21 protein-coding genes and 1 riboswitch are annotated in these 23,682 nt (G+C 35.9%); of the genes, 20 read left to right on the top strand and 1 reads right to left on the bottom strand.

Annotated elements, in window-relative coordinates:
- Nucleotides 1-12 precede the first annotated feature (12 nt).
- The 3 genes from QJV49_RS03140 to QJV49_RS03130 all read left to right on the top strand — a co-directional run bounded on the left by QJV49_RS03140 (nucleotide 13) and on the right by QJV49_RS03130 (nucleotide 3,533).
- Nucleotides 13-915, top strand: coding sequence for an ABC transporter permease (locus QJV49_RS03140; RefSeq protein WP_225512114.1), 903 nt, complete (start codon nucleotides 13-15; stop codon nucleotides 913-915).
- 11 nt (nucleotides 916-926) lie between these two features.
- Complete coding sequence (locus QJV49_RS03135; RefSeq protein ID WP_225512034.1) at nucleotides 927-1,901, top strand: substrate-binding domain-containing protein; 975 nt, start codon at nucleotides 927-929, stop codon at nucleotides 1,899-1,901.
- A gap of 201 nt (nucleotides 1,902-2,102) precedes the next feature.
- On the top strand, nucleotides 2,103-3,533 hold the full coding sequence (locus QJV49_RS03130) for an MFS transporter (protein ID WP_225512035.1): 1,431 nt from the start codon (nucleotides 2,103-2,105) through the stop codon (nucleotides 3,531-3,533).
- Between the two features lie 48 nt (nucleotides 3,534-3,581).
- Here the strand turns inward: QJV49_RS03130 and QJV49_RS03125 are convergent, their stop codons facing one another.
- A complete protein-coding gene (locus QJV49_RS03125) occupies nucleotides 3,582-4,265 on the bottom strand; it encodes a GntR family transcriptional regulator (protein ID WP_225512036.1) in 684 nt (227 codons plus the stop codon).
- A 165-nt stretch (nucleotides 4,266-4,430) separates the two neighbouring features.
- On the opposite strand from QJV49_RS03125, the gene QJV49_RS03120 reads away from it, so the two are divergent.
- From QJV49_RS03120 to dapA, 17 genes are all read left to right on the top strand, one after another.
- Nucleotides 4,431-6,065 (top strand): mannitol dehydrogenase family protein, encoded by a 1,635-nt coding sequence (locus tag QJV49_RS03120; protein ID WP_225512037.1) that lies wholly within the window; start codon nucleotides 4,431-4,433, stop codon nucleotides 6,063-6,065.
- Nucleotides 6,066-6,120: 55 nt separating this feature from the next.
- Nucleotides 6,121-6,462, top strand: coding sequence for a hypothetical protein (locus QJV49_RS03115; protein ID WP_225512038.1), 342 nt, complete (start codon nucleotides 6,121-6,123; stop codon nucleotides 6,460-6,462).
- Nucleotides 6,422-7,498, top strand: coding sequence for a mannonate dehydratase (gene uxuA, locus QJV49_RS03110; RefSeq protein WP_225512039.1), 1,077 nt, complete (start codon nucleotides 6,422-6,424; stop codon nucleotides 7,496-7,498). The genes QJV49_RS03115 and uxuA overlap by 41 nt, the downstream gene beginning before the upstream one ends.
- Before the next feature lie 184 nt (nucleotides 7,499-7,682).
- The gene (locus QJV49_RS03105; protein ID WP_225512040.1) at nucleotides 7,683-9,209 is read left to right on the top strand and encodes an MFS transporter; all 1,527 of its coding nucleotides are present in this window, start codon (nucleotides 7,683-7,685) and stop codon (nucleotides 9,207-9,209) included.
- A gap of 59 nt (nucleotides 9,210-9,268) precedes the next feature.
- Nucleotides 9,269-10,162, top strand: a complete 894-nt coding sequence (locus tag QJV49_RS03100; protein ID WP_225512041.1) for an aldose 1-epimerase family protein — start codon at nucleotides 9,269-9,271, stop codon at nucleotides 10,160-10,162.
- Nucleotides 10,159-11,577 (top strand): glucuronate isomerase, encoded by a 1,419-nt coding sequence (gene uxaC / locus QJV49_RS03095; protein WP_225512042.1) that lies wholly within the window; start codon nucleotides 10,159-10,161, stop codon nucleotides 11,575-11,577. The genes QJV49_RS03100 and uxaC overlap by 4 nt, the downstream gene beginning before the upstream one ends.
- Nucleotides 11,574-12,524, top strand: a complete 951-nt coding sequence (locus QJV49_RS03090) for a sugar kinase (RefSeq protein WP_225512043.1) — start codon at nucleotides 11,574-11,576, stop codon at nucleotides 12,522-12,524. Before uxaC ends, QJV49_RS03090 begins: the two co-directional genes overlap by 4 nt.
- 2 nt (nucleotides 12,525-12,526) lie before the next feature.
- On the top strand, nucleotides 12,527-13,168 hold the full coding sequence (locus tag QJV49_RS03085; protein ID WP_225512044.1) for a bifunctional 4-hydroxy-2-oxoglutarate aldolase/2-dehydro-3-deoxy-phosphogluconate aldolase: 642 nt from the start codon (nucleotides 12,527-12,529) through the stop codon (nucleotides 13,166-13,168).
- A 173-nt stretch (nucleotides 13,169-13,341) separates the two neighbouring features.
- On the top strand, nucleotides 13,342-15,282 hold the full coding sequence (locus tag QJV49_RS03080) for a PTS sugar transporter subunit IIA (RefSeq protein ID WP_225512045.1): 1,941 nt from the start codon (nucleotides 13,342-13,344) through the stop codon (nucleotides 15,280-15,282).
- Nucleotide 15,283: 1 nt separating this feature from the next.
- Nucleotides 15,284-15,583 (top strand): PTS sugar transporter subunit IIB, encoded by a 300-nt coding sequence (locus QJV49_RS03075; protein ID WP_225512046.1) that lies wholly within the window; start codon nucleotides 15,284-15,286, stop codon nucleotides 15,581-15,583.
- 61 nt (nucleotides 15,584-15,644) lie between these two features.
- Nucleotides 15,645-17,030 (top strand): PTS ascorbate transporter subunit IIC, encoded by a 1,386-nt coding sequence (locus QJV49_RS03070; protein WP_225512047.1) that lies wholly within the window; start codon nucleotides 15,645-15,647, stop codon nucleotides 17,028-17,030.
- Between the two features lie 181 nt (nucleotides 17,031-17,211).
- Nucleotides 17,212-19,188, top strand: coding sequence for a transketolase (gene tkt, locus QJV49_RS03065; RefSeq protein WP_225512048.1), 1,977 nt, complete (start codon nucleotides 17,212-17,214; stop codon nucleotides 19,186-19,188).
- 94 nt (nucleotides 19,189-19,282) lie between these two features.
- Nucleotides 19,283-19,537, top strand: coding sequence for a hypothetical protein (locus QJV49_RS03060; protein ID WP_038601548.1), 255 nt, complete (start codon nucleotides 19,283-19,285; stop codon nucleotides 19,535-19,537).
- Nucleotides 19,538-19,907: 370 nt separating this feature from the next.
- A complete protein-coding gene (locus QJV49_RS03055) occupies nucleotides 19,908-20,771 on the top strand; it encodes an MIP/aquaporin family protein (protein ID WP_003129417.1) in 864 nt (287 codons plus the stop codon).
- A 94-nt stretch (nucleotides 20,772-20,865) separates the two neighbouring features.
- A complete protein-coding gene (locus tag QJV49_RS03050; protein WP_023189663.1) occupies nucleotides 20,866-21,942 on the top strand; it encodes an aspartate-semialdehyde dehydrogenase in 1,077 nt (358 codons plus the stop codon).
- 10 nt (nucleotides 21,943-21,952) lie between these two features.
- On the top strand, nucleotides 21,953-22,408 hold the full coding sequence (locus tag QJV49_RS03045) for an NUDIX hydrolase (protein WP_225512049.1): 456 nt from the start codon (nucleotides 21,953-21,955) through the stop codon (nucleotides 22,406-22,408).
- Nucleotides 22,409-22,475: 67 nt separating this feature from the next.
- Nucleotides 22,476-22,651, top strand: a riboswitch (Lysine riboswitch).
- A gap of 100 nt (nucleotides 22,652-22,751) precedes the next feature.
- Nucleotides 22,752-23,645 carry a 4-hydroxy-tetrahydrodipicolinate synthase gene (gene dapA / locus QJV49_RS03040; protein WP_225512050.1) on the top strand — a complete coding sequence of 298 codons (894 nt, stop codon included), beginning with the start codon at nucleotides 22,752-22,754 and terminating at the stop codon, nucleotides 23,643-23,645.
- Nucleotides 23,646-23,682: the final 37 nt, after the last annotated feature.

The raw sequence follows: 23,682 nt of genomic DNA, 5'->3' as shown, positions 1-23,682 counted from the left end.
TCTTTAACGACAATGATTGCTCTGATTGTTTTGATGATTATCATTACATGTATCAATCCCAACTTTATGACGGCAAATAATTTGCTAAATTTACTCTTACAAGTCACGGCTAATGGATTTATTGCCTTTGGGATGACCTTCGTAATTCTAACTTCAGGAATTGACCTGTCAGTTGGCGCAATTTTAGCCCTTTCAAGTGCAGTGTCCGCAGGTTTTATAGCCCAAGGAATGCCTTTACCGCTAGCAGTAGTCTGTGCGTTAATCATTGGTGCTTTTCTTGGAGCGATCAATGGTGCACTTATTGCCTATGGGAAATTGGCCCCTTTCATTGTAACTTTAGCTACTCAAATGGTTTACCGCGGAGCAACCCTTGTTTTTACTGATGGTAATCCAATTACTAAACACATGGATGGCTATTTCTTAGCCTATATTGGACAAGGTTATTTACTGGGTATTCCTTTCCCTGTTATTTTAATGATTCTTGTTTTCATTATTTTATGGATTTTGCTTCATAAAACAGCCTTTGGTAAATCAGTTTATGCTTTGGGTGGTAATGAAAAAGCTGCTTATATTTCAGGAATTAAACTAAATAAAGTAAAAATTGCCATTTACACTTTATCTGGAGGAATGTCCGCAATTTCTGGTTTAATCATCAGTTCTCGTTTGTCATCAGCAACGCCACAAGCAGGTTCTGGCTATGAAATGTATGCAATTGCTGCCGTTGTCCTTGGGGGAACCTCTCTAATGGGAGGGAAAGGGCGAATGTTTGGAACAATGATTGGGGTATTAATCATTGGTGTTCTAAATAATGGCTTAAATATAATTGGTGTGTCAGCCTTTTGGCAACAAGTCATCCAAGGATTAGTTATTCTCGTTGCAGTTCTTATCGATGTCATTCGTAGCAAACGGAAATAGGAGAGTTGAACATGAAATTAGTAAAAAAATTAACTTTTGCTTTTGTAGCTACTTTAGCAGTCTCAACTTTGACCGCATGTAGTCTTTATACCGGCATTCCAGGCCGTGATGGAAAAGAAAAAGTAGAAGAGGTAACGCATAAGAAACCAAATGAATTAAATATTGGTGTTTCTATTTCGACAACAAACAATCCTTATTTTGTTTCAATGAACAATGCGATTAAATCAATGGCCAAAGAAAAAAATACAAAATTAACGGTTTCTGATGCCCAAAATGATTCTGCAACACAATTAAATAATGTTCAAAATTTCATCAGCCAAAATGTGGATGCGATTTTAATTAATCCTGTAGATTCTGATGCCATTGTTCCGGCCATTAAAGCAGCCAACAATGCGCATATCCCAGTGATTGCAATGGATAGAGGATCAAATGGTGGAACAGTTTTAACAACCGTTGCCTCTGATAATGTGGCAGCCGGAAAAATGGCAGCTCAAGCCGTTGAAAAATTGGTTGGGAAAAACGTAAAAGTTCTGGAACTTTCTGGAACGCCAGGAGCTTCGGCAACAATAGACCGTGGTAAAGGATTTAATAGTGAAGCTAAGACCTTAGGTTTAAATATTCTATCCAGTCAATCAGCTAATTTTGACCGAACAACTGGTTTGAACACTACTCAAAATATGCTTCAATCTCATAAAGAGGTTCAAGCAATCTTTGCTCAAAATGATGAAATGGCACTGGGAGCAGCTAAAGCTGTACAAGCGACCGGACAAAAAATAGCCATTTTTGGAATTGATGGTGAGTCTGAAACACATGATGCCATAAAATCAGGAACAATGACCGCAACAATTGCTCAACAACCAGCTAAAATTGGTGAAATGGCTTTGCAAGCTACCTATGATTATTATCAAGGTAAAAAAATAGCGCATATGATTAATTCACCCATCTATCTTGTGGACAAAGATAATGTTGATCAACATCAATGGTAGTATAAAAATAAAAATTCTGTCGTTAGGACAGAGTTTTTTTATTTTTAATAAAGAAGATGAATAATGAATAAAAATATAAATTTGTCCAAGTGACATATTTAAACTTCGCAAAAAGTAAAATTTATAATATAATAGATAGCTGGGGCTCTTTTAAGGTTGCGAAACAAAATAAGAGTTTATCCTCTAAAAAAAGGAGAAAAAATGGGAGAAAATACTGTTCCTCAAAAATCTAGTGATAATGCGGGTTCAATAGTGGCTTTAATGGTGGCCCTATTGGTAGCAATCTTTGCTTTTCAGCTCAATGCTTCAATGCTCTCGCCTGCTTTGGTTATCATGCAGACCCAATTACACACAACAGCTTCGTCTATAGCACTAACACAAACCATCTTTTTTACAGCTGCGGCCTTATTTGCTCTATTTTTGCCTCGTTTGGCGGATTTGATTGGACGAAAAAAAGTTCTAATTGGAATGCTTACCTTGACAATGATTGGTTGTCTTATCTCAGGATTTGCTACAAATGTGGGAATTTTGATGATTGGTCGTATTTTACAAGGTGCTGCTGGCCCTGTGGTTCCACTTTGTTTAATTATTTTGCATGTGAAAGTACGTAATGAGAAGAGATATGCAAAATTAATGGCCATACTTACTTCAATTAATGGGGGAATTGCTGGGGTTGATGCGCTAGCAGGTGGTTGGCTAGTAAGCCATGGTGGTTTCCGATCTGTATTTTTTGTTATGGGAATTACTGCGGCACTTGCTATTCTTTTGATAAGTTTCGGAACGCAAGAGTCAACTGCAAAAGATACACCAAAAATGGATTGGAGCGGAGTCATTCTTTTAGTAGTGGCAATGGGTGCGCTCTTGAGCGCGGTGAATGCCTTGCAAGGAAGTTTTGGAAGTCTTGGACTTCCCAATTGGCTTTTAGCCTCAGTCTTGGCTCTTTTAGGTTTGATTTGTTTTGTTGGATTTTGGCAAGTTGAAAAACGAGTGAATCATCCAATGGTTCCTATTCATTATTTGAAACAAAGAAGAACTTGGGGATTATTGATTACAACTCTCCTAACGATGACCGGTGTCTTTGCAATTATGAATGGTATTATTCCAGCTTTGGGGCAAGATGGTAAGATTGGTTTGGGGCTTGGGGCAGATATGGTTTCTCTTGTTACCCTTACTCCTTATGCGCTTGCTGGCTTATTCTTTGGACCTGTTTCAGGATTCTTGGCTGCTCGCTTTGGTTTTACAAAAGTCCTTCGAGTTGGACTTTTAACGACGATTATCGGCATTGGTTTAGCCGTTGCTGGAGTGCTACAACCTTCAATCTGGCTTTTATTGTTGGTATCTACCTTCATTGGGATTACCTATGCTGGAATAACAAATATTATGTTAAATGGTCTAGGAATCGTGCTTTCACCAGAGGATAATCCAGGTTATCTTCCAGGCCTAAATGCAGGAATGTTTAATCTAGGAGCTGGTATCAGTTTCATTATCTTGTACGCAGTGCCAACGCTTTTACACACCAGTGTTGGTGGAAGTAGTTCTGGTTATATTTCTGGAATTGTCACAGGATTGATTCTTGTTATTATTGCTTTCTTTACTTCATTTTTAATTCCAGATTCTAAAAATGTAAAATAAATTAGTTACTTAATAAAAAAACTCTGTCGGAATTCCGTCAGAGTTTTTTTATTCGGGTAAATTATCAAAGTATTCAGGAAAAGCTTGTAAGACTGCCATTTCTTCGTCAAACATCAAGTGCAAATGTTTAGCAGCTGCAGTGACAGCTTTTTCTCCATCATGATTTTCAACAGCGGAGAGTATTTCCTTGTGCTGCTCAATCAAGGTATTCCACGGTAAATCAGAAATCGCAAGGCGTAACCAACGGAAACGATTGAACTGAATATTAATGGTTTGAAGCCAGTCCCAAACTTGGGCATGGTTAGTCATTAGATAAAAAGTTTTATGAAATTCTTCATCGGCATTAAAAAAATTGTGATATTCAGCTTTAGCGGCGTATTGTTCTTGAAGCTCAATTGCATCACGTGCTTGATTGAGTAAAAGATTATTATTTTCTAAAGCCGCGGCCTCGGAAACGATTTTAGCTTCTAAATTTTCTCGAATGAATCGAGCATTGATGGCAGCATCTAAATCAATTTTTGTGACGTAGGTCCCTGATTGAGGGATGCTGTATATGAGTCCATCACGACGTAAACGAAGAAGTGCCTCTCTGACAGGAGTTCGGCCTAATTGCAAATCAATTTCGATATTTTTTTGTGAAATTTTTTGTCCAGGACGATATTCATTCCTGAGAATTTTTCCTGTAATTTGTTTGTAGGCCTGATTCTGTAGATTAAAATTCAATTCATTCATTCTGTAATTATAGAGCAGAGGGGCGGTAAAGTCAAATAATAAAGGTATTCTTTTAAAATAATGTCTTTTTTTAATATATTCTTGACAACGGTTTCTCAAAAGTGATATACTAGTTTTCGTAGAAGAAAAACTGATATATCACTTTTGAGATTTAAAGGAGAAATCATGGTGAAATTGCTTGATGATTATTTGGTAAAAGCTGAGGAATTTAAAAAGGCAAAAATTAAAATTCCTAACTTTAATCAAGGCAAAGTTATAGAGTCAACAGCTGATAATCCAGTCTGGGTCCACTTTGGTGGAGGAAATCTTTTTAGATGTTTCCATGCGGTTGTCGCCCAAGACTTACTCAATCAAGGAGAACTCAACTCAGGTCTTATTGTGGCCGAAACTTATGATGATGAGGTAATTGATAAAATCTATCGTGCCTATAATAATCGTTTTCTGTCAGTGACAATGAAAACAGATGGAACTTTTGACAAAGAATTAATTGCGAGCGTTGCTGAAAGTTTTTATTTTAATGCAGAAAATACCGAGGGATGGGCTCATTTAACAAAAGTCTTTGAAAACCCGTCTTTACAGTTTACAACTTTTTCAATTACGGAGAAAGGTTATTCACTGCGGGATTCAAAAGACCAATTGACGCCTTTATCCCTTGAAGATATGCAAGGAAGAAGCAAGCCCAAAACCAATATAGGGGCAGTTACTTATCTTCTTTATACAAGATTTAAAGCCGGTAAATTTCCGATTGCCATGGTGAGCACAGATAATTTTTCAGAGAATGGTTTGAAGTTGCAGGAAGCAATTCTGACAATTGCTAAAGCTTGGGTGGAAAATGAAATCGTAGAACAAGATTTTTATGATTACCTTATCAATCCTAAAAAAGTTAGTTTTCCCTGGTCAATGATTGACCGAATTACACCCAATCCGTCTGAAAAAGTTGCAAAATTACTGACAGCTGATGGATTTCAGGACACAGAAATTTTACATAGTCAAAAACATACAAATATTGCCCCTTTTGGTAATACGGAAGAAGTTCATTATTTAGTGATTGAAGATGCTTTTCCAAACGGCAGGCCGGCATTAGAAAAAGCTGGAGTTATCTTGACTGATCGTGAAACAGTCAATGACGCTGATCAGTTGAAAGTCACAGCTTGTTTGAACCCCTTGCATACCGCTTTAGCTATTTTTGGAAGTTTATTAGATTATCATTCAATTTGGGAAGAAGTTGCCAATCCAGATTTGTTAGCACTTATTAAGAATTTGAGTTATGGCGAGGCTTTGCCTGTGGTTAAGAATCCGAAAATTATCAATCCGAAAGATTTTATTGACCAGTTACTGACTAAACGTTTACCAAATAAAAATATTCCAGACACACCACAAAGAATTGCGGCAGATACGTCACAAAAAATTCCTGTTCGCTATGGCGTAACAATTGGGCACTATATTGCCAATCCAAGATTTTCTGTTAAAGAATTGGAATTTGTTCCATTAGTCATTGCTGCTTGGTGCCGTTATTTAATCGGAATTAATGATGATTTAGACAGTTTTACTCCAAGCCCCGACCCTCTTCTTGAAGAGTTGCAAGCTTTTGTTGCCGATGTAAAATTAGATGGTAGTCAGCAAGAAATTCATGAAATTCTAAAACCTATCTTATCTAATCACCAAATTTTTCCAAATGATATGTACCAAGCAGGACTAGCTCAAAAGATTGAAAATTACTTTGAGCAAATGCTTCAAGGCAAAGGAGCAGTGCTTAAGACGCTACAAAATGCCCTAAAAGAACACGGTAAAAGTTACTGACAGACTAATTATTTAGACCTGTCAGTAAAAAAATATCTTAAAATTTACTGACAGAATGTTTAATTTTGAGCTGTCAGTAAAAATACTGCTATCAGTCATTATTGAGCTAAGAGAAAGAGATAAAAAGAATGGATTTTTAAGAAAAAAATGGAAAATTCATAGCATCAGTTTTCCATTTCTGCCAAATTGGGAAAAAACTGAACAACTTTTTAATCAAGCTTTAAATAAAGTTTTGGCAGATTTGCAAAATCAAAATTACGAAATCATTGACGTACAACTTTCAACTGGTCTTACCACTTGTTGGGAAGCTACAGCACGCTATTTGATTTTATATAAAAAAAGTAAAGGAATAAAAAATGGAAATGACAATGCGTTGGTTTGGTTCAAATGCAGATAAGATAAAACTTTCTGAAATTGCCCAAGTTCCAGGTGTTAAAGGAGTTGTTGGAATGATTATGGATATTCCAGCGGGAGAAATTTGGCCAAAGGAGAGAATCAAAGCACTTAAAGAAGAAATTGAAGCCGTAGGTTTAAGTTTAAAAGTAATTGAATCTGTCAATATTCATGATGATATTAAGATTGGCTTGCCAACTCGTGATAAATATATTGAGAATTATAAAGAAACGATTCGAAATCTTGCTGAGTTTGGGATTGAAGTGATTTGTTATAATTTTATGCCCGTTTTTGACTGGCTAAAGTCAGATTTGGATTATCGCTTAGCTGATAATTCACAAACAATGGCTTTTATTGCGGGGGATATCCCAGCAAACCCTCAGGATATCATTGACCGCGTTCAAGCTGCGGATGGTGGCTTTTCACTCCCAGGTTGGGAACCTGAAAGATTATCAGAAGTCAGAGGACTCTTTGAAGCCTATAAAAATGTCGATGAGCATAAATTGCGTGAAAACTTTGCCTATTTTCTAAAAGCAATCATTCCTACTTGTGAAGAAGTTGGAATTAAAATGGCTGTTCACCCTGATGATCCCCCGTATCCAATGTTTGGGCTTCCTCGGGTGGTTAAAAATCGGGAAGATTTAGATTGGATATGTAATGTTGTAGATAGTCCGTCAAACGCGATTACACTTTGTACGGGGTCAATTGCTGAAGATCCAGCTAATAATGTCTATGAAATTATGGCTGAATTTGTCAAAAGAGACCGAATTCCTTTTGCACATGTACGAAATATTAAATTTTTGCCAAGTGGTGAAAAAGATTTTTACGAAGCTCCTCATATGTCGGAGTATGGTTCGCTTGATATGTATAAAATAATGAAAGCCATGTATGATAATGGTTTTGATGGATATATTCGTCCAGACCATGGGCGAATGATTTGGGGAGAAACAGGACGCCCAGGCTACGGCTTATATGACCGAGCACTTGGAGCAAGTTATCTTAATGGGCTTTGGGAGGCTCTTGAGAAAACGAATCAGTAAATAAAAATGATATGAAGAAATCTGTTTTAAAGAACTTTTTGTGAAAAAATGTGCGGAGAATACTCTCCGCTAAAATTAAAACGTTGGAGTAAGCGTTTCACAAAGTTCACAAATTAACAAAGTTTATGGAAAAATTTGTCAATTTTTACTGACAAAAATATAAAAATAGGAGAATCTGTTTAAAATGGCAGAAAAACAAAAAACTTCATGGGTTTATACCCCAAAAGAAATCAATACAAGGCGTGGACTTCTTTATGGTTTGACTGATTTAATGGGCGGAGGCTGGAATAACATTGTTTCAGGAGTCATCTTTGTCTTTGTCCTTTCACAAGGAATTAGTCCTCTTTTTACAGGAGCAGTTTTGGGGATTGGCCGAATTATTGATGCTATCTGGTCCCTCTTTTTTGGGGCAATTACGGACCGGTTTTATCGCACAAAATTAGGACGAAAATATGGACGACGTCATTTCTTTATTGCACTTGGCGGAATATTGTTTGCGATTTTATTTCCAATGTTTTGGATTTCAACTAGCAGTTGGCAATATTATCTTTGGGTTTATGTTGCTATTGAGGTAGCGATTTCCATGATATTAATTCCCTGGGAAACCTTGCCTACGGAAATGACGCCTGATTATAAAAAACGAACCACTCTTTCAGGAAGTCGAATGTTTATTTCAGCAACTGGAACGGCAATTGTCTTCTTTACCTTAGCTGTACTTAAATCATTTAATAATCCTAATGCTTATCTTTATACGGGAATTACTTGGACAGTTATCTTTGTCATTGCCATTTTCACTTCTTGGCGAGCAAGCTGGGAACGACCTTTAACTCCAGAATTTCTAGCAGAATTAGAGGCTCAACCACGATTGGGATTTAGCGGATTTATGAAAAAAACAGTGACAGATTACTTTGGCACTTTTAAAAATAAATCATTCAGAAAACATTTATTGGTTTATCTCCTCTCATTTACAGGAAAAGATTTCTATTCTACACTGCTCCCAACTTTTATCGTGATTGGATTGTCTGGAACATCTGCCAATGCTCCGTGGGTTCTCCAAGCACTCTCAGTATTTGGTATTCTATCGACCATTGCCGCAGTAAAATTAATGGTCACACGAGGTCCAAAATATTTATTTACTTTGAGTTATTTGGCAATTATTGTAGCCATGTTAGGTTATTTTGTTATCTATTTGACAGGAATCAATAATCCAATGTGGATGCTTGTGATTGTTTCCATTATTTATCAACTTGGAAGAGGGATCTTAGAATTTACCCCTTGGAATGTTTTCCCTTTTATACCCGATGTTGACCGAATTTTTACACATGGTGATAAAGCGGGCGTATATGCTTCTGTCATGACTTTCTTTCGTAAATCAACAGGGGCACTTGCAACATATATTGCTGGTTGGGCCCTTGAAGAAATTGGATTTAATTCCACAACAATGACGACTCATGCAAATACGCCATTAGGTATTCAACACGGAATTATGTTGATTTTCATCTTTGTTCCAATTGGCTTGTTAGCAGCCGCATTGATTGCAGCTCGCACCTTCAAACTTAATCGGGCCAATCATGATATTTTAAAAGCAGAATTGCAACGCCTTGAAGAAGGAGGCTCAAAAGCTGATGTCACTCTTGAAACACGTCAGGTCGTTGAATTACTGACAGGTCATCCTTATGAAAAATGTTGGCCTGACCAAGCAGATATTTAATGACAAAAGCTTAAAAGCTTACTGGCAGATTCTGTCAGTAAATTTATCGGAGAAAAACGATGGAAAATCAATTGATAACACTAAAAAATAATGAGCTTATTGTTCAGATTAATCCAAAAGGGGCCGAATTAACTCATGTAATTGATACTAAAAATAAATTTGATTTTATTTGGAATGGTTCTGAGTGGCCAAAACATGCCCCTATTTTATTTCCGGCTATTGGACGCTCAACTGATGATGAATATTTGCTGAACCAGAAAATTTATCCGATGCAACAACATGGTTTTGCTTCAGATTATTTCTTTGAAATGATTGACCAGAAAGAAGACCAGATAAGTTTGTTATTAAAAGATAACGAGGAAACTTATCAATCCTACCCTTTTCAATTTGAATTAAAAGTCACTTATCAACTGGTCAGTAAAAAATTGAAGATTCAATTTGAAATAAAAAATCTGTCAGTAAAAAAATTGACTTTTGCCTTAGGATTTCATCCAGCTTTTAACCTGTCAGCAAATTTTGAAGATTACCAGATTTCCTTTGAAACTAAAGATAGGTCTTTAAAACAATTTGAAATTGTCAAAAATCCATTTCCCTATCGCTCCGGAAAAATCATAGAAATTAACAGACCTGTCACTAACTTTCCACTTGAAAGAGAATTCTTTGAAAAAGGGCTCGTCATTTTTGACAATAAAATTGAAGAGGTGAAACTTTTTTCACAAGAGAAAGACTATCAAATGACCATGAAAATGGCGGATTTTCCTTATCTTTGCTTGTGGACAAAAGAAGGCGAAAATCTTTCTTACCTCTGTATTGAACCCTTCCAAGGACTGCCTGATATTCTCAATCAAAAACAAGAACTCTTGCAAAAAGAGGGAAATATCAGCTTAAAATCAAATGAATCAAAAACTTACGAAGTTGAATTAACTTTTAATAGTAATAAAGGAGAATCATGAAATTTTTATCAGAAGATTTTTTACTAACTTGTGAAAGTGCCAAGATACTCTTTCACAAACATGCAGAAAAAATGCCAATTATTGATTATCATTGCCATCTTGAACCCGCAGAAATTTATGAAAATAAAAAATATGAAAATTTAACACAAATTTGGCTAGGTGGGGATCATTATAAATGGCGTTTGCTCCGTGCGAATGGCATTCCTGAAAACTTAATTACTGGAGATGGAGATGACTATGAAAAGTTTTTAGCATTTGCTAAAACACTTGAAAAATCATTTGGTAATCCAATTTATGAATGGACTCATCTGGAATTAAAACGATTTTTCCATATTGATAAGATTATTTCAAGCGAGACAGCCAAAGAAATTTGGGATGAAGCGAACCAAATGCTTGCCACAGATGATTTCAGACCACGCGCATTGATTAAAAATTCACAGGTAAAAGTCGTTTGTACAACAGATGACCCTATTTCAACGCTTTCTTATCATAAATTATTAGCTAAAGAGGAAAAAGATTTCAAAGTTTTGCCAGCTTTAAGGCCAGACCATTTAATTTCGATTACTGATGGACATTTTGCAGCCTATTTGACAGAGCTGTCAGCAGTTTCTGGAATTGAAATAAAAGGTTTTAAGACGATGATTAAGGCACTTGAACAAAGATTTGAATTTTTCACAAGCCTTGGTGGACGTTTGTCTGACCACTCCTTATCTACATATACTTTTGCAGAAACTAAAAATGCGGATTTAGATTCTATCCTTCAGAAAGCCAAAGAAAATCAAACTTTAACAGACCTAGAATACAATCAATACATTACAGCATTAATCCTTGAAATTATGAAATTAAATAAAAAATTTGAATGGACAATGCAACTCCATGTTAACGTCAACCGTTCTATCAACGGTCCAGCCTTAAGTAAAATTGGTGAAAATACTGGATTCGATAGCATGGGAACTCAAGCTAATATTTCTGAGGAATTAACCAAACTCTTTAGCAAAGCAGCAGAACTTGAAACGATACCAAAAACTATTCTCTACTCCCTTAATCAAAATGATTGGCTTGAGTTAGCCACATTGATTGGCTGTTTTCAAGGTGAAGGAGTGCAACAATTACAACTTGGAGCTGGTTGGTGGTTCAATGACACCAAAAAAGGAATGGAAAACCAATTAGAGATTTTTGCTTCACAAAGTTTATTGTCCAATTTTGTCGGAATGTTGACAGATTCACGGAGCTTTTTAAGTTATCCACGTCATGAATATTTCCGTCGCGTCCTCTGTAATTTTGTTGGACAATTGATTGAAAACGGTAGAATTCCTGATAATGAAGCACTTGTTGGAAAAATGATTGAAGATATTAGTTATAATAATGTGCATGATTATTTTGGGTTTTTCAAAGATGAGGACTCTAAGCAATGACTGAATTTATAACAATTGGCGAACCTTTAGTCGTTCTTGCCTCGGAAAATCAAGATATAAGTTTAGATGCAGCTCAGCATTTCACCAAATATTTAGCTGGTGCGGAGCTAAATGTTGCGATTGGTTTGAGTCGTCTAGGACATAAAGGAATTTACCTTTCTAAAGTCGGAGATGATTCATTTGGTAATTTTATTATTGAATCAGTCAAAAAAGCGGAGATTGAAACGGACTATCTCACCAAAGATAAAAACTATTCAACAGGCTTTTATTTAAAACAAAAAGTAAGTCAGGGTGACCCAAAAGTTGATTATTATCGCAAAAATTCTGCAGCGGCCAATTTATCCATTGCTGAACTAAAAGCTCTAGATTTATCAGGGATAAAAATTGCTCATCTCTCAGGAATTTTTCCAGCCCTTTCAGAAACTAGTTTAAAAACTTTTCAAGCGTTCAATCAAAAATTAAATGAAGCAAATATTATATCCATTTTTGATCCAAATTTACGACCTGTACTTTGGGATAATCAAGAAAAAATGATAAGAATAATCAATGATTTAGCAAAGCAAAGTCAAATCATTCTGCCAGGAATAAATGAAGGCGAAATCTTGACTGGTTCATCTGAACCAGAAAAAATTGCTGATTTTTACCTTGAGCAAAGCCCTCTCACAAAGATTGTAGTTGTCAAATTAGGCGCTGACGGTGCTTTTGTAAAATTAAAAAATGGTGAACAATATTTTGTTTCTGGATTTAAAGTAGCAAAAGTTGTTGATACGGTTGGAGCAGGAGATGGATTCGCCGTTGGTCTGGAGTCCGCCTTACTTGAAGGAAAAACCTTAAAAGAAGCCGTCAAGCGCGCCTGTGCCGTTGGAGCATTAGCAGTTCAAAGCTCAGGAGATAGTGAAGGTTATCCCACAAAAGAAGAACTAAAAGCATTTTACAAGGAGATGTAGTCATGCAAAGAGCAGAATTATTAAATAAAGTGATTCAATCAGGAGTCGTCTCGGTCGTCCGAGCTGAAAGTGGCGAAAAAGCATTAAAAATTGTAGAAGCTGTCGTCTTAGGAGGAATCACTTCTATCGAATTGACCTATTCAGTCCCGCGAGCTAACGAAGTTATTTCTGATTTGGTAGCCAAGTATCTAGGAACAGATGTAGTGATTGGAGCAGGAACAGTTTTAGATCCGACCTCTGCTCGTTTGGCCATTGTTGCAGGGGCTCAATTTATTGTCAGTCCCAGTTTTAACAAAGAAGTCGCAAAGATATGTAATCTTTATCAGATTCCTTATGTTCCGGGAATTTTAACTCCACTTGAAGCTCAAAAAGCTTTAGAGTACGGGTCAGAGTTAATCAAACTCTTCCCAGGTGATATTACAGGTCCCAAAATGATAAAAGACTTAAAAGGACCATTTCCATATATTAATATCCTTCCATCAGGAGGGGTAAATGTTGATAATGTTGCTGAATGGTTTGCAGCAGGGGCAGTAGCTGTAAGTGCTGGAGGTGGGGTCACAGCTCCAGCAACCAACAACAACTATAGTGCGGTTACTGAAAATGCCAAAAAATTTATGGCAGCTTTTAATGCAGCTAAGAAATAAGAATTAGCTATTAATGTTCCCTTTTGAATAATAAAAAACTTCATTTTTTGGAGTTTTTTTATTTTCTAAAGTTCAGTCCAATTATTTTTATTTAGTAAAAGTAATTTGGGCTGTAAGCGCTATATTTTGGTAAAATAATTGAGTTATAATAAAAAATACAAGGGAGCGTTTTTATGATTAATTATGATTTAGACATTCTCTTTTTTTCAAAACATAAATTATGGAAATTAGAGCGAATATTGGAGGTCACTAATCTAGATAAAGAAAAATTTTATCGAATATTGGAGGAATTTAATAAAAAATTAGAAAATCAAGGTTTAAAAAAATTGGAATATAAAAATGAATGCTTAGCAATTTCTAATAAAATAGAAAATTTTGAAGAAACTCGTTATTCTATCAATCAAAAGACATTTATTTTATCAGAAGTTGAAAGGCGCTCCCTTATTTATTTACTTATTTTTACAAATGAATCTTCCTTCTCAATAGCTCTTTTTCAAAAATATCTTCAAGTAAGTAAAAATACGGTTTTAAGTGATTTAAAAAAACTTAGAGAGGAGCTTATGAGCAAAAATGTTCAGATTGAATATTCAAGAAAAAAAGGATTTTCCCTCAATTTTGAGGAGAAAATTTTACAGGAGAAGGCTTGGTATTATTTACAAAATTTATCTGAGGACGCAGGATTTTATATCTTATCAAAAGTTTTAAATGATAAAGATCCATTAACTATTTTTAAGAATAATCAATTATTGAAAAAGATAATGCAAGAACTACAGATTGAGGTTGTTTATAGTCGATATCTTTCGACATTACTGTTTGCAAGTCTGCTCAAGTGTAGAGGTTTTGAAAAGGGGAGTGAAAATATTAATGAGCTACTCAAATCATTAATTATTGGGATGTCCGATGGGAAAAATACAATTGAGCAAGACAATGGTTTATATCGAATGGCCTTTAACATTATGGAAAATGTTATGAAACTAGCAGCAATTGAATTCGATGATTTCACAAAGACCTTTATGGCGCTATTAGCTCACCTAACTCCTGCATACTATCGATTAAAAAATCATTTTGAATTAAAAAATGTCCTGCTTGAACGGATAAAAAAAGAGTACCACTCCTTGTTTTTACTGATGGATAACGTCCTTCAACCATTAAAAGAAGAGGTCGGTAAAATTTCAGAATCTGAAAAAGCTTATTTTGTCATTTTATTTGGTGGAGAGATCTATAAAAATAAGTACTCAGGTAAATCATTAAAAGCAATTGTACTCTGTGTAAATGGAATCAGTTCGAGTTTAATAATGCAAAAAAGACTAGAGAGTTTATTCCCGACAATGGAATTTATTTTGAGTGCTCGAGTCTCTCATTTTGAAAAACTACCTATAAATTCATATGATATTATTTTTTCAACGGTTCCTGTAAAGTCAGACAAAAAAGTTTATCTTATGTCAGCTTTTCCAGAGCAGCGTGAAGAAAATAAGCTCTATAATCAAGTTTTACAAGATTTTCAGCTCCCAGGTTTTATAAAACCATCTGCTCAAACTATTTTAGATTCAATAGAACCTTACATTATTATAAAAAAACCAGCAAGTAAACTGGATTTAATAAAAATTATTGAAAAAAAATTAAATCGTACTAGAAAAGAAGGGAAACTATCAGGAGTTATGCTAACAGATTTACTTACAAAAGAAAAAATAAATTTTACCAATAGAGAATTGACCTGGCAAGAAGCAATTGAATTAGCTGCACAACCCCTTCTTGATAAACATGAAATTGAAGAGCGTTATATCAAAGCTATTATTGATAAAGTAGAAGCTTTCGGCCCTTATATTGATTTAGGATTGGGAATTGCCCTTCCTCATGCTCGACCAGAAGAGGGGGTCAAAAAATTAGGAATGTCATTTTTAAGATGCGAGCATCCAGTAAAGTTAATGAACGATGATAAGCATGAAATTAAACTTTTTATTGTTTTAGCAGCTATTGATAATGAGACCCATCTTAGAGCTTTATCAACACTTACTAAGATATTATCAAATAAAGAACGCTTGGGGCAGTTACTTGTAGCAACAAATGCAGCAGAAGTTGAACAAATACTTTTAAAAGAAGAAGGAGAAAAATAATATGAAATTTGCATGTGTATGTCAATCTGGGTTAGGAACGAGTTTTATGGTTCAAATGAACATTCAGTCATTATTAGAAGAATCAGGAGTAAATATTGATAAGTTCGAATTGGAGCATATGGATGTGGGGTCAGCAACACCGAATGCAGCGGATTATTTTTTCGTTGAGGCAACATTAGTATCTGCTCTTCCTAATATTCCCAGAGAAAAAATTATGTCACTTCAGTCAATTATTGATAAAGAAGTTGCGCGTGAAGCACTTTATAAAGTGCTTGATGAAAATAATATAAGTCATCAATAAGGAAAAAATAAATCGAATCTATAAAATACAAAATTTTTCTAGACTAGAGAGGAAAAATAAAATGAATGGTATTTTAAACTTTATTGTATCAGTCGCAACTACTCCAGCGCTTTTAGTTGGATTAATTGCAATGTTGGGATTGATTTTGCAGAAAAAAACAGCAAGTACTGTTATCCAAGGTTCAATTAAAACATTTGCAGGTTTTTTGGTTTTGACCGGGGGTGCGGGGATATTAGTTACCTCATTGAATCCCTTTGCAACGATGTTTCAACATGTCTTTAATGCTAAGGGAGTTGTACCATCCAATGAAGCAGTGGTTGCTTTAGCATTAGTGAAGTATGGAACACCCGCAGCCTTAATTATGATTGTGGGATTTATTGTCAATGTAATACTTGCACGTTTTACAAGATTTAAATATATTTTCTTGACTGGGCAAGCAATGCTCTATGTATCAACAATGTCAGCTGTTGTCCTCATTTCGGCTGGATTAGGAAATGGTTGGTTGACAATCTTGTTAGGAGGAATATTTGAAGGAACATTACTGACAATCACACCCGCTCTAACTCAACGCTATATGCGAAAAATCACTAGTAACGATGGAGTTGCAATGGGCCATACTGGTAATATGGGCTATGCTCTAGCCGGTTGGCTTGGAGAAAAATTTGGAAATAAGGACCCAGAAAAATCAACTGAAAAATTAAATATCCCTAAAAACCTTGGATTTTTGAGAGATTCTACTGTTTCTATTTCTCTAGTAATGATGGTTGTCTATGTTGTTTTAGCTTTAATTGCAGGTCCTCATTTTGTTGAAAGTCCAGCATTATCTGCTGGGACTAATTATATTGTCTATGCGGTTATTCAAGCAGGGACTTTTGCAGCAGGCTTTGTGGTTGTTCTTCAAGGTGTTCGTATGATTTTGTCAGAAATTATACCAGCTTTTCAAGGGATTGCTAAAAAGCTTGTTCCTAACTCAAAACCAGCATTAGATGTTCCGATAGTATTTCCTTATGCGCCAAATGCTGTTTTAATTGGATTTTTTGTCTCATTTATTGTTGGAGTTATTTCTATGCTAATAATGCTTGGCTTAGGAACAACTGTGATTATTCCTGGTGTTGTTGGTATCTTCTTTTGTGGAGGAGCAGCAGGAGTTTATGGCAATGCTTTTGGAGGTTTGCGTGGGGCGATTATCGGCTCAACGGCGAATGGAATACTGTTAGCTTGGGGTCCACTTTTAATTCTGCCTGCCTTAGGTTCGTTTGGAGCGAATTCTGCATCGACCTTTGCAGATTCAGATTATATTGTTTCAGGAGGATTGCTTGGGGTAATTGGCAAAGCAGGATCCATAGCATTAATTTCCTTTATATTAATTTTTCTTTTGATTGTATTAATGACGAGTTTAATTTTGAATAGAAGAGATAAAATTAATTCAAAAAGTAAAGAATTATAATTGAAAAAAATAAATTATTTGAAGATTTATAAAACAGGTCAACCGCAACCTTTCCTACCAAAATTAAAAAGATTTTCATATAAAAACATAAAAAAAGAAAAAGATTTTAATTTCAGAGAATGAAAACCGTTTCTAACTTGTGTTATAATGTGAGTATAAATAAAAAATATGGAGAAATCTTATGTTTGATACTACTGATCAATTGGCTGTAAATACGATTCGTACTCTATCATTAGATGCGATTCAAAAAGCAAATTCAGGACATCCTGGACTTCCAATGGGCTCTGCACCAATGGCTTATGTACTTTGGAGCAAATTTCTTAATGTGAACCCTAAGACAAGTCGTAAATGGTCAAATCGTGACCGTTTTGTCTTGTCTGCTGGTCATGGTTCTGCAATGTTATATAGTTTGTTACATTTGGCGGGGTATAATGTAACGACTGATGATTTAAAAGGTTTCCGTCAATGGCAATCAAAAACACCAGGGCATCCAGAAGTTAATCATACAGACGGTGTTGAAGCAACAACAGGTCCTTTAGGACAAGGAATTGCCAATGCTGTCGGAATGGCAATGGCTGAAGCACATTTAGCTGCACAATACAATAAACCTGGTTTTGATATTGTTGACCATTACACATACGCCTTAAATGGTGATGGTGATTTGATGGAAGGTGTTTCACAAGAAGCAGCTTCACTTGCAGGTAAATTGAAACTTGGTAAATTGATTCTTTTCTATGATTCAAATAATATTTCTCTAGATGGTGACTTATCTATGTCATTTATTGATGATGTTCAAAAACGTTTTGAATCATATGGATGGCAACATTTATTGGTAAAAGATGGAAATGATTTAGAAGAAATCGCAGCAGCTGTTGAAGTGGCTAAAGCTGAAAAATCTAAACCAACAATCATTGAAGTTAAAACAGTCATTGGTTTTGGTGCTGAAAAACAAGGAACTTCAGCAGTTCATGGAGCTCCTCTTGGAGCTGAAGGTGTTGCATTTGCCAAGAAAGCATATGGTTGGGATTACCCTGAATTTACAGTTCCTGAAGAAGTTTCAAAACGCTTTTTAGAAACAGTAGTTGCGCGTGGTGAAGCAATGGAGCAAGTATGGCGCAGTACTTTTGATGATTATTCTGAAAAATACCCTGAGCTTGCTGAGCAATACGCAAAAGCTTTTGAAAATGAAACGCCAGATCTTACTTTGACCAAGCATGAAATGGAAACAAGCAAGGCCAGCCGTGTAACTTCACAAGAAGCTATCCAAGAATTATCAGCTCAAATGCCAAATCTTTGGGGTGGGTCTGCTGACCTTTCGGCTTCAAATAATACAATGGTTAAAGTTGAAGAAGACTTCATGCCAGATAACTATGCTGGACGTAATATTTGGTTTGGTGTACGTGAATTTGCGATGGGAGCCATTATGAATGGGATTGCTTTGCATGGTGGAACTCGTGTCTATGGTGGAACATTCTTCGTCTTCTCAAACTACATGCTTCCTTCTGTTCGGATGGCTGCTCTACAAAGCTTGCCAGTCACTTATGTTTGGACACATGATTCCATTGCTGTTGGGGAAGATGGTCCAACTCACGAACCTGTTGAACAATTAGCTTCTGTTCGCTCAATTCCTAATTTGGATGTAATTCGTCCAGCTGATGGAAATGAAGTAGTGGCTGCATGGCGTCGTGCTGCATCAAGTAAAATCCGCCCAACCGCACTTATTTTGACTCGTCAAAATCTTCCAGTTTTACCTGATACTTATGAATTGGCTGAAGAAGGTCTGAATCGTGGAGCTTATATTCTTTCAAAAGAAGAAGGAAAACTTGAAGGAATCATCATTGCGACTGGTTCAGAAGTAGCATTAGCTCTTGAAGCTAAGAAGACTTTGGGTTCTGGCATTCGTGTCGTTTCAATGCCTTCAATGAATATTTTTGACGAACAAGACGCAGCTTATCGCGAAGAAATTTTACCAAAAGCTGTAAGACGTCGTTTAGCGATTGAAGCTGGTACAAGTTACGGATGGGGTAAATATGTTGGACTTGATGGTGCAACAGTTACAGTAGATACTTGGGGAGCTTCGGCACCAGCAAACATCGTTCTTCCAGCTTACGGATTTACTGCTGAAAATGTAGTTAAAGCATACAAAGAGCTTGACTAATATTGAAAAAGGAGTTCTGATTTTTTGTCAGAGCTCTTTTGATTACAAACAAGTCTGTCAGTAAATTTTAATAAAAAAATAGAAAGGAAATAAGATGGGGATTTTACTTGCAATTGTTGTGGGAGTAGCTTCAATTTTGAACTTAATGTATGGACAAAATCAGCCAATCCAATATTTACTGACGGTTCTGTCAGTAATATCTTTAATCATTTATCGTGGGAAAAGAACTAAAAGGGTTCATTATAATGGATATGGTCAGAATTATTTTACGATAGGATTTACTATTTGTATCCTTAGTTTTGTGGGAACGGTAGGAATTTTGATTGGCTTCTTGTTTCATTTAGCATAATATGTTAAAATTTAACTATGCGATGAGTCGAATAATTCTACTTTGTAGAATTTCGAAGCTAAGGAATACTGGGAAATTGGGTTTTCCGCGCAGGAAGCGTGAGTATTTGTCAAATTGTGTGAACCTTTTTGACACACTTTTAGTGCCTTTAAAAGCCCTCGAAAGGGGGCTTTTTTACGTAACGATTAAAATAATTAATAAAAAAATCTTGTTATAATCAGATGAATACAATGCCGAAGAAACTTCAAAACAATCTATTGTAGGAGTTAATCATATTTTCAATGTTATTATTAGCAAGAGTTAAGAAAAATATGATAAAATTGAAGTGTCAACATCTTTATATATTTTTTAAAATAGAAAGGAAATTATCATGGATGTTTCATGGATGACAAAATATATTGCTGAGGGATTGGGAACTATGCTTCTCGTCTTGCTTGGTAATGGTACAATTGCTGGGGTAACCCTCAAAGGCTCTAAAAATGAGGGCATGGGTGGTCTTGCAATTGCATGGGGATACGGAATTGCGATTTTAGTTCCTGTACTTGCTTTTGCAAATGTGTCAGGTGCACATATTAATCCAGCAATTACAATTGGACTCGCTTCAGCTGGCTATTTCCCTTGGGCACATGTTGCACAATATATTTTGGCACAACTTATTGGTGCAATTATTGGTCAATTACTTGTTGTAGCGATTTATAAAGAATACTTCGCTAAAACTAATGACGGAGCAATTTCTTTAGGCGCTTTTTCAACAACTAACGCTTTGGATAATGGTTCAAATCGTGGAAAAGCAATTTTCAACGGATTTATCAATGAAGTAATCGGAATGTTTGTATTTGTTTTCGGAATTCTCAGTTTTACAACGAACTTCTTTGGTGCAGAATCAATCAAATGGATGACAAGCTACGCTCAACAACAAGGAGCTGATGTTACAGCAAATGCAACAGTAAGCCAAATTTGGGCTTCTGTTTCAGGCGCTTCATCATCTAAAATGATTGGTGCGCTTGCTATTGGTTTGATGTTTGTTGGTTTGGTTACAGCATTTGGTGGACCAACTGGTGCAGCATTGAATCCAGCACGTGACCTTGGTCCTCGTATCGTTTATAGCTTCTTGCCACAATCAGTTGTTGGTGAAAATAAAGACGCTAAATGGTGGTACGCTTGGGTTCCAGTTGTTGCCACAATCGTTGGTGCAGTAATTGCAGCTACAGTCTTTAAACTTATGTTTAAATAAAAACAAAAATTTCTGTCGAAAGGCAGATTTTTTCTTGCCCTTACAACTTAAAAGCGCTATAATAATTATAATTTACTGAAAAGGACAGACAATTATGACACAATATAATATCGCCGTCGTTGGTGTTACTGGTGCCGTGGGTACACGTATGCTTGAACAATTAGAAGAATCTACACTTCCTATAGAAACCGTACGTGCGCTTGCAAGTAAACGTTCGGCAGGAAAAATTGTTGAATTTAAGGGTCAAGAGCTAGTTGTAGAAGAATTGACTGAGGATAGTTTTGAAGGCATTGATATTGCACTTTTTTCAGCTGGAGGATCAGTATCAGAAAAATATGCCCCTTATGCTGTGAAAGCTGGAGCTGTTGTCGTAGATAATACCTCATTTTTCCGTCAAAATCCTAATGTTCCATTGGTTGTTCCAGAAGTTAATGCACATGCTTTGGAAAAACATAATGGGATAATTGCCTGTCCTAATTGCTCAACGATTCAAATGATGGTTGCTTTAGAGCCGATTCGGCAAGCTTATGGGCTTGAGCGAGTAATAGTTAGCACTTATCAAGCAGTCTCGGGTGCAGGTCAATCAGCAATTAATGAAACAAATCGTGAACTCCAAGAAGCACTTGATGGAAAAGCGCTGACAGAATTGTCAGCAGAAATATTACCGTCTGCTGGAGATAAAAAACATTATCCAATTGCTTACAATGCGCTTGCACAAATTGATGTATTTACTGACAACGATTATACTTATGAAGAAATGAAAATGACAAATGAAACCAAAAAAATCATGGAAGATGATTCAATTGCGGTTTCGGCAACTTGTGTCAGAATTCCAGTTCTTTATGGTCATTCTGAGTCAGTATATGTTGAAACAAAGAAAGTAGCAGATATTGCTGAGGTTAAACGTTTGATTTCTGAATTCCCAGGAGCTGTTTTAGAAGATGATGTTGCTCATCAAATTTATCCACAAGCCATTAATTCAGTCGGTCGTCGTGAAACTTTTGTGGGTCGTATTCGCCGCGATTTGGATGCGGCAAATGGGATTCATCTTTGGGTAGTTTCTGACAATCTACTCAAAGGAGCAGCTTGGAATTCTGTTCAAATTGCTGAAACACTACATGAACGTGGATTAGTTAGACCAACTCATGAGTTAAAATTTGAACTGAAATAAGGTTTGGTAAATGAGTTATATCAGTAAAATTCGTGAAAAAATTGGTCATGAGCTTTTGATCTATCTTGGAGCTGGCGTTATTGTTTATTCTGATGAAAAAATTCTCTTACAAAAACGTAAAGATAATGGAACTTGGGCTTTACATGCGGGTGGCATAGAAGTTGGTGAAGAACTTGAGGAAACTGCTCGGCGAGAATTATTTGAAGAAACGGGTCTAAAAGCAGGTAAACTTGAGCTTTTAGGAATTTATTCAGGACAAGACCGTTTTATGACTTATCCCAATATGGACCAAGTTTATATGCCAGGCGTTTATTATATTTGTCGAGATTTCACAGGAAGTTTAAGTTCACAAATGAGTGAAGTTGAAGAGCTGAAATGGTTTAAATTTAAAGAAATTCCTAAAAATATTCATGAGCCAAATCGGCGTGTTATCGAAGATTTCATCCAATTAATTGCGAAAGAATAATAATAAATTAGACTGTATAAAAATAAAATTTTTGACCTCATTTACTAAAATATGCTATAATGGGTCAAACAAAATTAGAGGTTGCGAAGACGAAGAAGTTAGTGGAGCGGTGAACGCATTGAAGCTGATGGCGGCGTTCTTTGCCGAAAGAAAAATTGTCACAGAATTTTTCTTGGGCTGTGTGGTTAAATCCCACAGACTGTCTTTCTGTCAGTACTGACAGAAAGGGGAGCTAATCAAAATCATTTTTGACGAACTTTTGAGAACCTCTTTTGCATAAAAAGAGGTTCTTTTTGACCTCTTGACAAGAGCTTGTCAGTAAGCTCACACATAAGGAGAAAATATGTCAGCAAAAGAAACAATTGAAAAATTACAAAATGCACGTATCATCACGGCCCTAGTGACCCCCTTTAAAGAAAATGGTCAAATTAATTTTGAAGCATTTCCTAAGCTAATTGAGGATTTACTTGCTAATCATACGGAAGGCCTTATCTTAGCTGGAACAACGGCTGAATCGCCTACTCTTACTCATGATGAAGAATTGGCAATTTTTGCTGCGGTTAATAAAATAGTGGCTGGACGTATTCCATTGATTGCCGGTGTTGGGACTAACGACACACGTGACTCGGTTGAATTTGTCAAAGAAGTTGCTGAACTTAGATATATCGATGCGGGACTTGCAGTTACTCCTTATTACAACAAACCCTCCCAAGAAGGAATTTATCAACATTTTAAAGCGATTGCTACTGCTAGTGATTTGCCAATTATTTTGTATAATATTCCAGGAAGAGTGGTTACTGAAATTCAGGTGGAGACCATTTTACGTTTAGCAGAACTGGAAAATGTAATTGCCATCAAAGAATGCACAAATACTGATAATCTGGCTTATCTAATTGAAAAGTTACCCAAAGATTTTTTAGTTTATACTGGAGAAGATGGGTTAGCTTTTCATGCTAAAGCTTTAGGAGGTCAGGGTGTAATTTCGGTTGCTAGTCATATCCTAGGTCAAGAATTTTTTGAAATGTTTGCTGAAATAGACCAGGGTTCTATTCAAAAAGCAGCGGCAATTCAAAGAAAAATGTTACCCAAAATAAATGCACTTTTTAGTGTCACAAGTCCAGCCCCAATCAAAACGGTTTTGAATGCTAAAGGATATGAAGTTGGTGGCTTACGTTTACCACTTGTAGCTTGTACTGCTGAGGAAAGTAAAACAATTCTTGAAAAAATAGAAAATTAAAAAATACCCTAAAAGGGTATTTTTCTTTATAAAAGTA

The sequence above is a fragment of the Lactococcus sp. NH2-7C genome (assembly GCF_029953655.1).
Classification (GTDB): domain Bacteria; phylum Bacillota; class Bacilli; order Lactobacillales; family Streptococcaceae; genus Lactococcus; species Lactococcus lactis.
The sequence above is the reverse complement of the archived record's forward strand: the minus strand, read 5'-3'. Positions and strand labels throughout refer to the sequence as shown.

Coding starts and splice junctions, on each gene's coding strand:
- QJV49_RS03060 (WP_038601548.1), top strand. CDS start 19,283: ATGGGGATTTTACTTGCAATTGTTGTGGGAGTAGCTTCAATTTTGAAC.
- QJV49_RS03080 (WP_225512045.1), top strand. CDS start 13,342: ATGATTAATTATGATTTAGACATTCTCTTTTTTTCAAAACATAAATTA.
- QJV49_RS03050 (WP_023189663.1), top strand. CDS start 20,866: ATGACACAATATAATATCGCCGTCGTTGGTGTTACTGGTGCCGTGGGT.
- QJV49_RS03120 (WP_225512037.1), top strand. CDS start 4,431: ATGGTGAAATTGCTTGATGATTATTTGGTAAAAGCTGAGGAATTTAAA.
- QJV49_RS03045 (WP_225512049.1), top strand. CDS start 21,953: ATGAGTTATATCAGTAAAATTCGTGAAAAAATTGGTCATGAGCTTTTG.
- QJV49_RS03130 (WP_225512035.1), top strand. CDS start 2,103: ATGGGAGAAAATACTGTTCCTCAAAAATCTAGTGATAATGCGGGTTCA.
- QJV49_RS03105 (WP_225512040.1), top strand. CDS start 7,683: ATGGCAGAAAAACAAAAAACTTCATGGGTTTATACCCCAAAAGAAATC.
- QJV49_RS03070 (WP_225512047.1), top strand. CDS start 15,645: ATGAATGGTATTTTAAACTTTATTGTATCAGTCGCAACTACTCCAGCG.
- QJV49_RS03100 (WP_225512041.1), top strand. CDS start 9,269: ATGGAAAATCAATTGATAACACTAAAAAATAATGAGCTTATTGTTCAG.
- QJV49_RS03115 (WP_225512038.1), top strand. CDS start 6,121: ATGTTTAATTTTGAGCTGTCAGTAAAAATACTGCTATCAGTCATTATT.
- QJV49_RS03135 (WP_225512034.1), top strand. CDS start 927: ATGAAATTAGTAAAAAAATTAACTTTTGCTTTTGTAGCTACTTTAGCA.
- QJV49_RS03140 (WP_225512114.1), top strand. CDS start 13: ATGATTGCTCTGATTGTTTTGATGATTATCATTACATGTATCAATCCC.
- QJV49_RS03075 (WP_225512046.1), top strand. CDS start 15,284: ATGAAATTTGCATGTGTATGTCAATCTGGGTTAGGAACGAGTTTTATG.
- QJV49_RS03055 (WP_003129417.1), top strand. CDS start 19,908: ATGGATGTTTCATGGATGACAAAATATATTGCTGAGGGATTGGGAACT.
- QJV49_RS03090 (WP_225512043.1), top strand. CDS start 11,574: ATGACTGAATTTATAACAATTGGCGAACCTTTAGTCGTTCTTGCCTCG.
- uxaC (WP_225512042.1), top strand. CDS start 10,159: ATGAAATTTTTATCAGAAGATTTTTTACTAACTTGTGAAAGTGCCAAG.
- tkt (WP_225512048.1), top strand. CDS start 17,212: ATGTTTGATACTACTGATCAATTGGCTGTAAATACGATTCGTACTCTA.
- uxuA (WP_225512039.1), top strand. CDS start 6,422: ATGGAAATGACAATGCGTTGGTTTGGTTCAAATGCAGATAAGATAAAA.
- QJV49_RS03125 (WP_225512036.1), bottom strand. CDS start 4,265: ATGAATGAATTGAATTTTAATCTACAGAATCAGGCCTACAAACAAATT.
- QJV49_RS03085 (WP_225512044.1), top strand. CDS start 12,527: ATGCAAAGAGCAGAATTATTAAATAAAGTGATTCAATCAGGAGTCGTC.
- dapA (WP_225512050.1), top strand. CDS start 22,752: ATGTCAGCAAAAGAAACAATTGAAAAATTACAAAATGCACGTATCATC.